Genomic DNA, 14,713 nt, shown 5'->3' with positions numbered 1-14,713 from the left:
GAGCGGCGCCAGGAACTGGTACGCACGATCTCGCTGAAGCAGCTGTTCGACAGCCGGCAAGGCACCGACATGGACTGGGATACCGCGCTGGAGAGTCTGCTGGGGGAGGGCAAGCTGAATTTCGAACTCCTCCCGCGGCTGTTCGATGGCGATTATCCGGGGCACTACCTGCGCCAGGTGGTCAGCCTCTCGGTGTCGCTGCCGGCGCTGGTCGGTCCCTACGAGGATGTGCAGGCGATCCTGACCCAGGTATCCAGCCGCACCGTGCTCAAGGCCGACCCTCGGGCGATGAATGCGCTCTACGACCAGCCGGACAGCGACACCAGCAACATCCTCTACAACCCGCGGGCCAGCCAGAGCATCTGCCTGTCTCGCGGGCTGGACGACCATGGCCTCTTCCAGCTCGACTTCAACGACGAGCGCTACCTGCCGTTCGAGGGCACCGGGGCGTTGTCCACCTGGGAGCTGCGTTTCCCCCGGCACCAGTCGCAGCGCCAGCAGCAGCTGTTGCAGAGCCTGACCGACATCATCGTCCAGGTGCGCTACACGGCGCAGTCCGGAGGGCCGGACTTCGCCGGGCATGTGGAGACGCTGTTGGGGGACTGAGGTTTCCCGGTGGCACAGGTATCTGCACATCTCGGAAACCGCATCAAGGCGGCCAGGTGCCTGTCTTGAGCCTTGCAGCGCTCTGAAGATCGAGCGCCGCCCGCGCGGCGCTTCGCGAGCAAGCTCGCTCCCACAGTTTGTTGCAACGAACCTGTGTCTGATAGACCGCCATTGACCGCCTTGTGCGTTCGACTCGATACCGAGTCGAACCCAACAGCTTTCCCGCGATACATCGCAGCAAGACAAAGGCTGACCACCCAAACCCCACAGGCAATGGCGCGTTGCAACAGACTGTGGGAGCGAGCTTGCTCGCGAAGCGCCGTGCGGACGGCGCTCGATCTTGAGGGCGCTGGAAGAGTGTCGCCATGCACTGCGATGCGCCGCGCGGGCGGCGCTCGATCTTCAGAGCGCTGCAAGCCTCAAGACAGGCACCTGGCGGCCTTCATACGGTTCCCCGCCAGGCCGTCAAAGTTGTGTAGACACCCATGCCGTTGCCGTTACCCTCGCTCTGCCTACGCATCACGGCCCACTCAAATCCGCAGAAGCCGATCGAGGACCCCCGGAACATCGCGGATCCGCAGGTCATGACCGAGGGTGGCCTGCAGCCGGTTCCAGAATGGCTCGGGCACGCCGGCAGCATCGCTCTCGCCACCCTGGCTCCAGTAGGTGACCGCCTGCGGGTCCTGCATCGCGGACCACTGCGAGAAGATGAAGCCCCCGCGTATGCCAGCCTCCACATCCGGGGCGACGGTGTCGGGCGTGAGGTCGATGGGGCCCGAATACAGCGTTTCATGGAGAAAATCCACCTGGGTCCGGCTGATGTGGAAGTTCGGGTCCCCCGGCATGCTGGGTGTGTAGCTCAGCAGGTTGGTTGCAACATCCAGGCTCTGCGAGCGGTGATGCACCGCCGGGAACATGACCCAGGGATCCATGATCAGCGGATCCGCCTCGCGACCGTCGCCCACCTCGACAAAGGTGTGCCCCGGCTTCTGCGCCAGGTACAGCGGCGTGCCGCTCCAGCGTGGCGATGAGCCGAGCAGCAGCAGCCCCACCGCGGCGAATTCGTCGCAGTACCCCGCCCTCGCCGCCATGGCATGGGCAGCCCGCTCCATCAGCGACACATCGTCGGAGACCTCGCGGCGCAACAACTCGCCATAGGCCATCGACTTGTAGCCGCTTCTCAGGATGTCGCCGATCTGGTTGGCCGCGCCGTGGTCCAGGTAGCCTTTGACACTCCACTGGGTGTCGTAGACAAGCTCGGCGAGCTTGCCGTCGGCGTTCAGGTGCAGCGTGCGTGTATCGAATGGGTCCAGGGTATTTCCCGAGTGCGGCGCCATGGGGTAACGACTGAAGGGCTCGACGCGGTAGGCGCGGTCCTCGGGATTCAGACCCTGGGGATCGCTCAGGGTTGCCGGGTTGTTGCGCACGAAGCGGTAGCGGTTGAGCCCGTCGACGTCGCCCGCCGGGTCCGGGTTGATCCAGCGCAGCAGCCACGGCGCGTAGTAGCGCAGGCCGTAGTCGTAGAGACCGCTGGCATCACGCTCCTTGCCTGAGTAGCGCCGGGTCTTGTAGCTCGCGTCGAGTGCCGAACGTGCCGCCCACCACGCCGTGCCGCCGAAGGGGTAATAACCTTCGTGGCTGATGATGCGCGCTTCACCATCCAGCTCCAGAACGCTGCTGTCGTGCCGGTCGCCGAGGCTGTAGCGCAGCTGCGGGTTGTCGATGCCGTCGGGGCTGCCTTCGCTCCAGACCAGGCAGCGCAGCGAACAGCGTCCAGCCTGGGCGGTGATCACGGCGAAGGCCTCGCCCGGCCGGGCATGCAGTTCCAGGCCGGGCAGGTAGCGGGTCTCGCTGCGTTGCACACGGCCCGAGACCAGGCGGTTGGCGACCTTGCGCACCCGCAGGCCGTCACCGCCATAGCGGTAGTGTTCGTCGTCGTCGGGGCCGTCGTCGCGGCTTGCCTGGCGCGTGCCGTGCAACTGGTTGTGGGCGTTCCAGTGCAAGGGCTGGCCGGGCGCCAGTTCGCGCAGATTGCCATTGGCGTCGAAGGCGGTGAGCGGGTCGCCGGGCGCGGGTACGGCGTGATTGCTCTGCTCGGCGACGGCCATGCTGCGGGTGTAGGGGTTCTGGCCGACATGCCTGAGGGTCAGCAGGTTGCCGCTGGCGTCGTAGGTGTAGTGCTGGCTGTAGTTGAGCAGGCGACTGGTGTCGCCGGGGTTCGGCGCCAGGTCCGGCAGTTGCGGGCCGACCAGCGCTCCCGCGGCCTCGCGCCCGGTGGCTTCGACCAGTTGATAGAGCGAGTCGTAGCGGAAGGTGTCGACGGGATCGACCCGCTGATTGGCGAAGTGCCGCACCGGCTGGCTGCGGTCCTCGGTATGCACCAGGTTGCCCACCGGGTCGTAGGTGTAGTGCAGGTCCTGCAGCAGCGCGCCGCGCCCGGGACGACGGGTGCCGAGGCGGCACAGGCGACCGCTGGCGGGATCGTATTCGCAGTGGCTGCTGACGCCATTGCCGGCGGTCTGGGCTTCGATCTGGCCGAAGGCGTTGTAGCAGGCATTGCTGAGCAGCACATGCTCGCTGGCGTTGGCCAGGTGCAGGGTCAGGCTGTACGGTGCGCCGTCCGCGGTGAAGCGCAGGACCTGGCGATTGCCCAGCGCGTCGGTCTGTTCCAGCACATCCTGCAACGGTCCATGGACACAGGTCGTCGCGGCGCCTTTGCCGGGCTCCAGCAGCGCATCGCGATCGGCGCAGGCGACCGGCCAGTCCGGCAGGTCCGGGCTGGCGAGAAAATGGCGGGTCTGCCGCTGTTCCTGGCCGCTCAGGCTGTACGCGTCGACCCGGCGGCTGCCGCCATCGTCGTCGTGGCGGACCAGCCGGCCCCGGCCGTTGCGACCGGGTTGCCGGGCATAGGTGAAGCGCTCGGCGACGCGCGGGGCCTGTCCCGCGGTGCTCTCGCGAGTCAGTACCGGGCGCAGCAGTTCGTCGTGTTCGGTGTGCCAGTGGCTGGCGCGGCTGTCCCAGCGCTGTGTTGCCTGGCCGGCTTCACCGGGCAGGGTCAACAGCCAGCCGGCGTCGCTGCTTTCGCCGAGCAGCGGGCGCCCGGAAAGGGATGACAGCGCCAGCTGGTTCGGGCTCGCCTCGCTGCCTTGATCCAGGCGCTCGAACAGTCGCGGATCCCAGTCCCGCCTCGATTGCCTGGTCAGGTCGTGGCGGCTGAGGGTGACGCGGCGTTGCACCGGCTGGTCCGCGGCGGCCCGCGAATAGCCGACGTGACGCAGCGGCAGATGGCGACAGTCGATGACGCTCAGGTCCGGGGTGAGGGTATGCGGCGAGCGGGCCAAGGCTTCAGAACCGCAGCAGTCGGGGGGCACGAAGGCTGTCGTCGCGGATCGTCAGGGCATGCTCGAGGGCGCGTCGGGTACTTGGCCAATGCGTCATCGGCACGCTGGCGGCAGCGTGATCGACGCTGTCAAGGTGATCACCGGCGCCTTGAGACATTTTCATCGCGGACACCTGGGACCAGACCTGACCACCGAGCACGGCGGCATCGAGGCTCGATTGCAGGTACGCCTGGGCGATATCGGGCGACTGCGCGTACAGCTCCTGGCGCAGCGCACGCACCCTCTGCCGGCCGATGGCGTAGCCGGGCTCCCCGGGCATGCGCGGGGTGTAGTCGACGGGCAGGTCCGCGCCTTCGGCCAGCAGGCTTTGCGACCAGGGCAGGACAGTGGGCAGGGTGACCCAGGATTCGAACAGCAGCGGATCGCTCTGCCGAGGGTCGCCCACCAGCCCGAAGCGATGCTCCCCTCTGGACGCCGAAAACAGGGGCACATTGCCCGGCCGCTCGGGGGATGTGCCCATCAGGAACAGTCCGGTCAGGGTGAAGTCGTCGCACAGGCCGGCCTCGGCGGCCATGGCATGCTCGACGAGGTTGCGGTCGTTCAGCGGGGTTTCCTGATTCTGCCGGGCCATCGCGTTGAAGATCATCGAGCGGTAGTCGCTGCCCTTGATGTCACCGTATTGATTGCCCGCGCCCTTGTTCAGGTAGCTCTTCACACTCCACAGCGTGTCGTAGACGAAAGTGCCGAGCCGATTGTCGGAGGCCGGCGCCGGGGCCCGCGCCCTGGGCATTTTGCTGAAAGGCTGGATCTCGTAGCGACGCTCGTCGGCGTTGAGGCCCTGGTGATCGACCAGGGTCGGTGGATTGTTGTGCACGAAACGGTAGCGGTTGAGCCCGTCGATGTCGCCCGCCGGGTCCGGGCTGATCCAGCGCGCCAGCCACGGCGCGTAGTAGCGCAGGCCGTAGGCATACAGACCCGTGGCGTCGCGCTCCTTGCCCGAGTGGCGGCGCGCCTTGTAACCGGCCTCGATGGCCGAACGGCCCGCCCACCAGGCCGTGCCGCCGAACGGGTACCAGCCTTCGTGGCTGATGATGCGCGCGTCGTCGTCCAGTTCCAGGGCGCTGCTGTCGTGCGGGTCGCGCAGGCTGTAGCGCAGTTGCGGGTTGTCGCTGCCGTCGGGGCTGCCTTCGCTCCAGACCAGGCAGCGCAGCGAACAGCGTCCAGCCTGGGCGGTGATCACGGCGAAGGCCTCGCCCGGCCGGGTATGCCGTTCCAGGCCGGGCAGGTAGCGGGTCTCGCTGCGTTGCACACGGCCGGAAACCAGGCGGCTGGCGACCTTGCGCAGGCGCAGGCCGTCGCCGCCATAGCGGTAGTGTTCATCGTCGTCGGGGCCGTCGTCGCGGCTGACCTGGCGGGTACCGTGCAACTGGTTGCGCGCGTTCCAGTGCAGGGGTTGGCCGGGCGCCAGGTCGCGCAGATTGCCGTTGGCGTCGAAGGCGGCCAGTGGATCGCCCGGTTCGGGCACGGCGTGGTTGCTCTGCTCGGCGACGTTGAAGTGGTGGCTGTACGGATGCTGGCCGACATGGCTCAGGTGCAGCAGATTGCCGCTGGCGTCGTAGTCGTAGTGCTGGCTGTAGTTGAGCAGGCGGCTGGTGTCGCCGGGGTTCGGCGCCAGTTCAGGCAGGGCGGGGCCGATCACCGCGCCCGCGGCCTCGCGCCCGGTACTGGCGATCAGTTGGTAGAGCGAGTCGTAGGCATAGGTGTTGACGGGCTCGACCCGCTGGTTGGCGAAGTGCGCGGTGGGCTGGCTGCGGTCTTCGATGTGGATCAGGTTGCCCACCGGGTCGTGCTGGTAGGTCAGGTCCTGGAGCGGGGCGCGCCCGGGGCGGTGGGCGCTCAGCTGCGACAGCCTGCCGGTGGCGGGGTCGTGCAGGCTCAGGCTGACGACGCCGTTGCCGGCGGTCTGCGCCTCGATCTGGCCGAAGGCGTCGTAGCGGACGTCGCCGAGCAGACTGTGCTGCGTACCGTCGTTCAGGAACAACCGCAGCCCGGCCAGTTCGCCGTTCGGGGTGAAGCGCAGGGACTGGCGGTTGCCGAGCGCATCGGTCTGCTCCAGCACCTGCCGCAGCGGGCCGTGGATGACGACGGTGGTGGCACCGTCGCCGGGTTCGAGCAGTTCGTCGCGATCGGCCGGGGTGGCGGGCCAGTCGGGCAGGTCGAGGGCCGTGAGGAAATGGCGGGTCTCGCGGCGCACCTGGCCGCCCAGGCCGTAGCCGGTTACCAGGCGACTGCCGCCATCGTCGTCATGCCGGACCAGGCGTCCGCGGCAGTTCGCGGTTCTTCGCTCGCGGGCATAGGCGAAGCGTTCGGCGCTGCGCGGGGATTGTCCGCTGGCGCTCTCGCGAATCAGCACGGGGCGCAGCAATTCGTCGTATTCGGTGTGCCAGTGGCTGGTGCGGCTGTCCCACTGCTCGCTGACAGGGCCGGCGTCCGCGGCGAGCAGCAGTTGCCATCCGCCATCGCTGCTCTGGTCGAGCAGGGTCCTGCCGGACAGGGACCGCAACGTGCGCTGGCAGGGGCCTGGCTGCTCGCCCTGGTCGAGGCGCTCGAACTGACGCGGGTCCCACTGCTGGAGCATCTGGCCGGCCGCGTCGTGGCGGCTCAGGCTGACCCGGCGCACCGCGGGCTCCGTCGCCGCGCGGTGGTAGTCGACGCGGCGCGCGGGCAGGCCGCGGGCATCCTGCGAGCGCAGCACGGGCGTGTGCCGATGCACCGCGCTAGGGGCGCTCATCCTGCATTTCCTCCCAGGTGTCGTTCTCGTCCTCGCTGATGGTGTACCACGCCAGGTAACGCTGGCGGCGCAGGTAGCCCTTGGCGGTCAGGACCCGCACCTCGCGCCCGAGGGGGTCGTAGAACTGCTGGTCGTTGTAGCCGAACAGGCGGAACGAGACATCGTTGATGTAGCGCCAGCGCTCGGCGAAGTAGGGCCGGTAGACCCGCACCGGCAAGCCCTTGTTGTTGAATTCGACACGCTCGCTGACCCGCCAGCGTTCGTTGGCCTGCACCTGTACCGGCTGGCCGTCCTCCAGCAGCAGCTCGCCGTTTTCGTCGACCGCATAGGCCATGCCCGGCTCGACCTTCTGCTTGCTCTGCAAGGCGCGCCCGAAGCCGTCGCTGCTGCTCAGGCTGATGCGAATCTGCAGATCGGGGTCGCCGGGATAGCGGTCGGCCAGCAGCACCGCGCTGTGCACCGGCTGGCGGCTTTCCGGCGCCTGCATCCAGCTGAAGGCGTCGTAGTAGCAGGCACTGGCGGCGTTCTGCAGGGCCGCATGGGGGGCGGCGAGGGCGCTGGCCAGGTCTTCGCTTTCGCGCTGGTACTCGTCCAGCGCGGCGAAACCCGCCGGTTCGCCGTCTTCGGTGCCGTGAAAGCTGGTCGCCAGCACCCGGCCGAAACCGTCGTAGAGGGCTTCCTGGACATTTTCGTTGGGGTCGGTGATGCGCCAGGGCTGCAGGCAGTGGTAGTCGATCTCGGCCAGGGTCCGGCAACCGTCGGGCAGGGTGACGCTGGTGACCTGGCAGTAGTAGGGATCGTGGCCGACCTCGGTCAGGCCGTGGCTGCGGGTTTCGCGAAACGCCAGGGTGCGGTGGAAGGCGCTGGCGGGGGCGTAATTGGTGAAGCCCTGGCGGATGGCCCAGAGCTCCAGGTCCGCCTGCTCGGGGAGGAAGGCCGGCATGCGTTCGTAGTTGAGCTGGGCCAGTTTCTCGTGCAGCTCGGCGCGGCTCATCACCCGGTCGTAGGCCTGCATCGCCTGTTCGTTGAGTTCGGCGCTTTCCAGGTAGCCGGGCAGCGCCTCGAAGCTGGCCTGGCCGTCGGGCAGCTCTTCGCGGCTGGCGCTGTCGGCGACCTGGTAGCGTTGCACGGTCTGCCCGGTGAGGACCCGTTCGGCGTCCTCGGCCAGCGGAGTCTCCGGGCCGCTCAGGTGCTCGTAGCTGATCCTCCGCGGCGGCAGTGCCGCGCGCGGCAGGACCAGGGCATTGCCGCGCTGGCGCCAGGGCAGGCCGAGGCGCCAGCCCTGGGGCTGGGTCAGGTGGATGGCCTGGGCGCGGGTTTCGTTGAGGTAGTGGTCGTACTGCGCCGGGTCATGGGCGTCGCGCCACCAGGTCTGTTCGTGCTCGCTGTCGAACGGCGGCGGGTCGCTGACATCCCGGCGTCGCGCGCAATGGATGAGCACGCTGTGGGTGGTCTGCGCGTACTCGTCGTGGGCCAGGCTGATGCTGTGCTGGCAGCGCGGGTCGTCGGCCTGGCGCTCGTAGTCGAGGCTCATGCTTTCCAGGGGCAGGGGCAGCATGCGCGCGTAAGGCTGGTGGGGGCTGGTCGGCGCCAGTTCGCGCAGCAGGTAGCGATGCTGTTCCACCGAGTAGGGCACCGCGGCTTGCGGACTGTCGTCCAGCCCGTAGCGTTCGCTGCGGATCGGCGAACCACTGAGGGCGTGGGCCATGGCCCGCCGGTGGGCTTCGTCGGGTTCGGCGACGATGCGGTCGCCGCCCTCGGCGGGATCGAACAGGCTCAGCAGGTCGGCGCCGAGGGTCGCCGCGTCGGCATCCTGGTAGAAGTCGTCGCGGGCCGGGGCCGGGTACTGGCCGGTGTGGAACCAGGTCTTGCTGAGGATCGGCGCGGTGAAGTGGCTGTCCTCGTCGCCGCGGGCGCTTTCGCTGTCGGTCTGCAGCACCAGGCCGAACCCCCGCAGCTCGCGCTCGTGGCGGTCGTAATGGCCGCGACGGTAGTGCATGCACTGCACCAGCAGGTTGCCGGTGATCTCGTCGAGCTGGGTCTGCCGGGTCACCAGGTGCAGGGTCATCGGCAGGTGACTGACCGCCGGCTGGCCGGCCTGGCGCAGTTCCTCCTTCTCGTCGAGCCATTCCTGGCCGGAACTGCGGTATTCGACACTGCCGACGGCGCCCATGTGGTTGTCGGTGCGTTCGAGCAGGTACGGCTTGCGCGCGGTGAAGTCCAGGCGCCAGTGGTGCGGCCGCATGTGCGGCACGCTGAGGATCAGGCTGGCGCAACCGAGGCCCTGCAGGTCGGCGGCGCTGACCTGGCACAGGCGGTCGTAGCGCACCCCGGGTGGCCAGGGTCGGACCACCGGCGACTCCAGGTCGAAGCCGCTGCGGTTCATGAACACGCGGATGCCGTCGCTTTCCAGGTAGAGCAGGTCGCTGGCGCCGGAGCCGTCGAGGTCGGCCAGGCGGACCCGGCTGGCATCGAAGCGGGTGTGCTCGAACGGCAGGCTGGCGAAGCGAAAGCCGCGCCCGAAGCGCCCGTGGCCGAGGTTCGGCCAGCAGCGCACTTCGTTGTGGCGGATGCGCACCAGGTGCTGCTGGCCGCTGCCGAGGATGTCGCTGAAGGCCACCAGTTCGGCGCGTTCGTCACCGATCACCGGCAGGCGGTCATCGACCAGGTGCGGTACCTCGATCGGCGCCGCATGCCCCTGCTCGCGACGGTTGGCGTACAGGCGTACGCTGCGCGGGCCGATCAGGGCCAGGTCGAGCAGACCGGCACCGCTCAGGTCGGCCAGTTGCGCCAGAGGGTGGAGGGCTTCCGGGGTGACCGCGGTGTAAGGCACGAAGGCCGACCAGTTGCGATCCGCGTCGAGGGTGAAGAAGCCGTTCAGGCCGGGGGCGCTGATGCTCCACTCCAGGCGCCCGTCGCCGGTCAGGTCCTGCAGCGACTGGCGCAGCGGACTGCGGCTGTCGGCCAGCGGGATGCGTGGCAGCAGCGCCCAGTCGCCGTAGCGCACGCGGTCGTTGCGCGTGCCTTCCTCGGCCTCGCTGTCGTCGCGCAGCGGCTCGCGGTAGTACCAGCCCTTGTCGCTGCGGGTCAGTATTCCGGAAAAGCCTTCGCCGTAGAGATCGACGAACTGGTAGTGCTGGCCGTCGTTGAGGCCGGGCATGGCGGGAAACTCGCTGAACTGAGCGGGTGCTTCGGCGGAGTACGGTGCATAGGCGAAGCTCATCGGCGGCAGGCTGCTCAGCCGGCCATCGCTGGCCCAGGCCTGGCTGTGGGCGCTGACCAGCAGGTTGTAGGACAGCTCGCTGGTGGCGTACTCCAGCAGCAGGCGCCGGACCAGCCGCGGCGCTTCGCCCAGTTCGGCGAAGCGATGGAACATGAGGATCTGCCGGCACAGGCGCAGGTTGCCCAGTTCGAAACCGTAGGCGAAGGTGCTGTGCGGGTCGCTGCGCACCGGCCACACGGCGCTTTCCTCGTACGTCGGGAGTTCTTCCAGCGCGGTGCTGCGCTCGCCGTAGTCCAGCAGCAGGTCGAAGTGCCATTGCACCTGGTCGATGCTTTCCGGTTGCCACAGGTACAGCCAGGGGTGGGCCTCGACATTGCCGTAGCGGACCCGGTTGAGGTAGCACTGGGCACGGAAGTCGCGCGGATGCTGCGGATCGAGCCCGGCCAGGTCCTCGCCCTTGTACTGGTAGAGGATGTGCTCGCCATGGGCGTTCATGCTTTCTTCCAGCAGCCACTCGCCGACCCGTCGTGGATCGTCCGGGTCGGTGCTGCGCGACGAGGGATTGCGCCCGTAGCAGTGCAAGCTGCCGTCACTCCCGTGGATCAGCCAGAAGCCCGGGTCCTCGGCGTCGGCACGCCAGCGCTCGATGCGCTCGAAGGCACCTTCGATACGGGGAAAATGACGGATCACCTGGTAGCGGCGGTCCAGGGCCAGGCCGCGGTAGGTGTCGACTTCGCTGAACGCCAGGGCGCCGCTGGCATCGCGCTCGGGCAGCCAGACCACGCCGTCGGGGCCGAGCATCACATCGTCGTCGTTGTAGCGCGGCACGCCCTTGCTGGTGCGCCGCGCCACGCAACCGTGGGACAGGCTCCAGCCCATGCCGAACAGGCCATTGCTCACCGTGCTGCGGTAGTTCAGGGTCAGTGGGGGCGCGTAGCCACGCCCCGGGGAAACCGGCAGGGGAATGCCGAAGGAGGCGGCGCCCGAGGTGCCGATCTCACCCCAGCCGCTGCCGATGCTCTGGATCGCCCCGCCGCCCTTGGGCAGCGTCGGAACCTCGATGGCGGATTTCTGATCCTGCATGACGACTGCTCCATTGGCTGTCCAATGGAACAAGAGTGCCTTGCGCGAGCGATTTCGTTAACTGGCAGAAATGTCAGGTACCGCCTCAGAACACCACGTCGGCGGCGGCCTGCACGTGGATCCGCGGGCCGTAGCTGGTCATGTTGCTGAACACCGCGTTGTGGTGGGCGCTGATCTGCGCCGCCGACAGCACCTCGTTGTCCAGGGTGGAGTGGGCATCGGCGAGCAGCACTACCTCGTAGCCCAGGCTCAGGGCACGGCGCACGCTGGTGTCGACGCAGAAGTCGCTCTGCAGGCCGCAGACCAGCAGGCGCTGGATATCCCGCGACTGCAGCCAGGCATGCAGGTGGGTCTGGTTGAAGGAATCCGGGGTGGTCTTGCGCACCCGCTCATCCTCGGCCTCGGCCGTCAGGCTGGCCGCCAGTTGCCAGCCGGGGCTGCCGAAGCGGAACAGCGCGTCGCTCTCCTGTTCGTGCTGCACGAACACCACGGGCATGCCCGCGGCGCGCGCCCTGGCGATGCTGGCATTGATCGTCGCGAGCACACGCTCGATGTCGAAGGCGGCGAATTCTCCGGTGCAAAGCGAAGCCTGTACATCGATGACCAGCAGAGCGGTTGTCATGGTATCTCCTCGAATTGACTGGGGGGGCGAGCAGCGTAGCGTGATGCGGGCGGGGCTGGAAGGCGGCAAGCGCGGGCTTTTTGCCACTACCTGATATTTTTGTCAGTAGCGCGATGCGTCCGGGCTGATTAGCTTCAGCGGACCGGCGGACAGCCAGAGCCGCCTCACAGGATGGAGAACCGTCATGGTCCGGGGCAAGGCAGCATCTTCCAGCGCGTCTCTGGCGTACGCCGCCAGTCCCCCCCTCGTAGCCGGACGGTGGTTGCCCAGCGGTATCGGTACGGTGTTGGCCCTGTTGCGGCGCTGCGCGGCGTCTGGCAGCAACCAGGCGCTGTGGAATTCCGACCTGGAACGTCCGGACCTACCGGACAGCGGCTTCGATCCGCGCACCACCGGGGTGCCGCCGCCGCAGCTGGCGCGGTTGAGGGTGCGCGCCGAGGCCGACGCGGGCCTGATCGACGACGGCTCGACCTACTGTGTCGATCACGGCGGTACCTACCATTTCACCCTGAACATCAGCGATGGCCGTGGCGCCATCGTCGGCCTGCCACTGCTCCCCGCGCAAACCCTGGCCGGCGGTGTGGTCTACAACTGCGCCGGACCCAGCGACGGCAACGGCGACATCCGCATCAGCGTCGATACCGGCCAGGCACGCCCGGGCCAGTCCCATGCCCTGGTCCTGCCGGGATTGGGTGCCTGCGTCAATGTGAAGGTGTATGAGTTCGTCCAGGTCCGGCTGGTGGACTTCGTCCGGGTCGGCGATCGGGTCAAGGCCGAGCTGGAACTGTCGCGCCGCGACGACCGCGCCTTCTCCGACCAGGGTGCCTGGCGCGGCTACGTGCGGCTCGGCGAGGGCGCGACCGCGCCATTCCTGCGGGGGCATTCACCGAGCACCGTGCCGGTGAGCACCGGCTGGCTGCCGGCGACCCCTGCCGCGACCCTGCAGGTCCGTCTCAGTTTTCCCTCGAGCCTGGACCGCTTGCTGGTGGGCGACACCGACCTGCTCGTGCCGCCGGCGCCGATCCACGGCGACTGACCGCGCGCTGTGTCAGGGGCTGCCGAACAGCGCGGTCCAGTAGATGCCGGCATCGCTTTTCGGGTCGGCGGCATAGGCCGCGCCCAGTTCACGCAGTTGCGGACTCATCAGGTTGGCGCAGTGACCCGGGCTGGCGAGCCAGCCGTCGATCACCTTGCGCGGGCTGTCGAGACCGGCGGCGATGTTCTCGGCGATGCGCGCGCCGCTGTAGCCGGCCAGTTCGGCGCGATCGCCGGGGGTACGGCCGTCGCGATCGACATGGTCGAAGAAGTTCTGGTTGGCCATGGCCCGGCTGTGACTCTGTGCGGCACCGGCGAGGGTGTCGTTCCAGCTCAGCGGGGTGGTCGCGCTCATGGCCTGGGAACCGCATTGGCGCGCCTGGGCCCGGGCGGCGTTGATCGCTTCGAGCAGGCTGCGGCCTTCGCTCTGCCAGTCGCCCAGGCGCGCGCTGAGCAGTGGCCGCGCCACCACGATGCGCCACTCGCGGCCTTCGCGGCTGACGCCGATATCGACGAACTGCGGATCGAGGACCACCTGGCAGAAGCTCTCGCGGATCGCCTGCATGGCCGCCGCCGCGTCGCGCGGGCCGGACAGGCTGATGGCCTGGACATTGACCATGGGGTAGGCGACCCGCGCCAGTTGCTGCTGCAGGTCGCCCATGCTGGTGGCCGACAGCACCAGGCGCGGCTCGCTGGCCAGTGGCGGCAACTCCAGCGACGCCTGGTTGGCGCAGGCCTGGGACTGGTTGCGGTAGGCGTTGATCGAGTCGATCAGTTGGCTTTCTTCACTGGCCCGGGCCTGGCTGGCAAGCAGCGGCGCGAGGCAAAGCAGGGCAAGGGACAGCATGGAGGAACGGACGCGCATTTGAATCTCCCTGGATCTGGCGCCACGGGCGAAAAAAGGGCCTGCGTGGTCTTCATTGCGATGAAACCGGCGGGTCCGCGCTCATGGCCCGGCCGGTGTCCCCGATGGCTTGGGGTAAAGGCAGCTGTGCTGCGTGCATGGTAGCCAGATTGGCCCGCGCCTGTCGTGTTTGTCTGGCAATACGCCTTCAGGTTCCCCTCGGCGTTCAGTGCGCGGCGCCATTGTGCGGCTTGTAGAAGACGAATTTGCGGGTCTGTGCGGTTTTCACGAAGGTTTTCGACCAGGCGGGAGATACCTGGCGGGCGTGGAAGTAGAGGGCCCCGCGGGTGTTGTCGGGAAGTTGGCGGTTGAGGGTCTTGCGCGCGATCTCCTTGGCCGCGAGGTAGGGTTCGTCTTCCTTGATCTGGTCGGCGCGGCCGTCGCACCACCAGGAGAACTGGCAGGCATGACGTTCCGAGCCCTGCTTGACCACGGCGCAGAGGGTGTCGGGAAAGCCGTCATGGCCGAGGCGATTGAGTACCACGTTGGCCACCGCCTGCATGTCGTCGGCGCTGGCGCCCTTGGCTTCCCAGTAGATGGTGCGGGCCAGGCAGGTCAGGGTGTCGTCCAGGGCGGCGGCGCCATCGGGGTCGACGGCCTTGGCTTCGCTCGGGGTGAGTTTGGCTTCGGGGGCCGGGCTGCTCTGGGTGGCCACCGCGTGTTCGAGGACTTCGGCCTTGTCCTCGGCCTGGGCGGCCACCGGGTTGTCGGCGGCGCTGGCCGGGGATGGCGCGAGGAGCGCGAGGGTGATGCTCAGGCAGATCGCTTTGCTCAGGCTGGCCATGGTCGGACCCATCCGGCGAAGGTGCCCTGGACGGACTGTCGGGGCTACCTGATCGGTGGACCGGGGGGAAGGTTCAAAAATTCCGAGGTTGCCGCTGGACGGTAGGGTTGTGGTTGATGTGTCAAGGCCGCGAGGTGCCTGTCTTGAGGCTTGCAGCGTTCTGGAGATCGAGCGCCGCCCGCGCGGCGCATCGCGAGCGCGCTCGCTCCTACATTTGTTGCAACGTACCTTGAGCTGGTCAACTTTTTCCGGACACCGCAATGTGGGAGCTCAGGCTATCTGCCGCTCATACCGGTTGGGCGGTAGATAGCCCAGGGTCGAATG

General features: G+C 68.1%; 8 protein-coding genes. 2 read left to right on the top strand and 6 right to left on the bottom strand.

The genetic code is table 11. The features are described from left to right. The coding region (locus CHB99_RS29910) for a Tc toxin subunit A-related protein (protein ID WP_487379637.1) at positions 1-606 on the top strand (606 nt) is incomplete at its 5' end. A gap of 530 nt (positions 607-1,136) precedes the next feature. On the opposite strand, the gene CHB99_RS29040 is transcribed toward CHB99_RS29910, so the two are convergent. The 4 genes from CHB99_RS29040 to CHB99_RS29025 form a co-directional block, all read right to left on the bottom strand. Then, entirely contained in the window at positions 1,137-3,947 is a 2,811-nt protein-coding gene (locus tag CHB99_RS29040) for an RHS repeat domain-containing protein (protein WP_052419568.1), read from the bottom strand. A gap of 4 nt (positions 3,948-3,951) precedes the next feature. Then, the gene (locus CHB99_RS29035; RefSeq protein WP_052419569.1) at positions 3,952-6,738 is read right to left on the bottom strand and encodes an RHS repeat domain-containing protein; all 2,787 of its coding nucleotides are present in this window, start codon (positions 6,736-6,738) and stop codon (positions 3,952-3,954) included. Beyond that, positions 6,725-11,044, bottom strand: a complete 4,320-nt coding sequence (locus CHB99_RS29030; protein ID WP_042130203.1) for a SpvB/TcaC N-terminal domain-containing protein — start codon at positions 11,042-11,044, stop codon at positions 6,725-6,727. Before CHB99_RS29030 ends, CHB99_RS29035 begins: the two co-directional genes overlap by 14 nt. An 85-nt stretch (positions 11,045-11,129) precedes the next feature. Continuing rightward, entirely contained in the window at positions 11,130-11,666 is a 537-nt protein-coding gene (locus CHB99_RS29025; RefSeq protein WP_042130205.1) for a cysteine hydrolase family protein, read from the bottom strand. A gap of 262 nt (positions 11,667-11,928) precedes the next feature. Between CHB99_RS29025 and CHB99_RS29020 the strand changes: the two genes are divergently transcribed. Continuing rightward, the gene (locus tag CHB99_RS29020) at positions 11,929-12,702 is read left to right on the top strand and encodes a hypothetical protein (RefSeq protein WP_042130208.1); all 774 of its coding nucleotides are present in this window, start codon (positions 11,929-11,931) and stop codon (positions 12,700-12,702) included. A 12-nt stretch (positions 12,703-12,714) separates the two neighbouring features. Here CHB99_RS29020 and CHB99_RS29015 read toward each other — a convergent pair whose 3' ends face one another. Next, complete coding sequence (locus CHB99_RS29015) at positions 12,715-13,566, bottom strand: CAP domain-containing protein (protein WP_042130210.1); 852 nt, start codon at positions 13,564-13,566, stop codon at positions 12,715-12,717. Between the two features lie 205 nt (positions 13,567-13,771). Further along, entirely contained in the window at positions 13,772-14,401 is a 630-nt protein-coding gene (locus tag CHB99_RS29010) for a cell wall hydrolase (RefSeq protein WP_377697392.1), read from the bottom strand. Positions 14,402-14,713: the final 312 nt, after the last annotated feature.

It is taken from the genome of Pseudomonas japonica, assembly GCF_900188455.1.
Taxonomy (GTDB): domain Bacteria; phylum Pseudomonadota; class Gammaproteobacteria; order Pseudomonadales; family Pseudomonadaceae; genus Aquipseudomonas; species Aquipseudomonas japonica.
The sequence above is the reverse complement of the archived record's forward strand: the minus strand, read 5'-3'. Positions and strand labels throughout refer to the sequence as shown.

Bases quoted from the DNA above. Each gene is read 5' to 3' on its own strand.
- CHB99_RS29035 (WP_052419569.1), bottom strand. From the start codon at position 6,738: ATGAGCGCCCCTAGCGCGGTGCATCGGCACACGCCCGTGCTGCGCTCG.
- CHB99_RS29030 (WP_042130203.1), bottom strand. From the start codon at position 11,044: ATGCAGGATCAGAAATCCGCCATCGAGGTTCCGACGCTGCCCAAGGGC.
- CHB99_RS29025 (WP_042130205.1), bottom strand. From the start codon at position 11,666: ATGACAACCGCTCTGCTGGTCATCGATGTACAGGCTTCGCTTTGCACC.
- CHB99_RS29015 (WP_042130210.1), bottom strand. From the start codon at position 13,566: ATGCGCGTCCGTTCCTCCATGCTGTCCCTTGCCCTGCTTTGCCTCGCG.
- CHB99_RS29010 (WP_377697392.1), bottom strand. From the start codon at position 14,401: ATGGGTCCGACCATGGCCAGCCTGAGCAAAGCGATCTGCCTGAGCATC.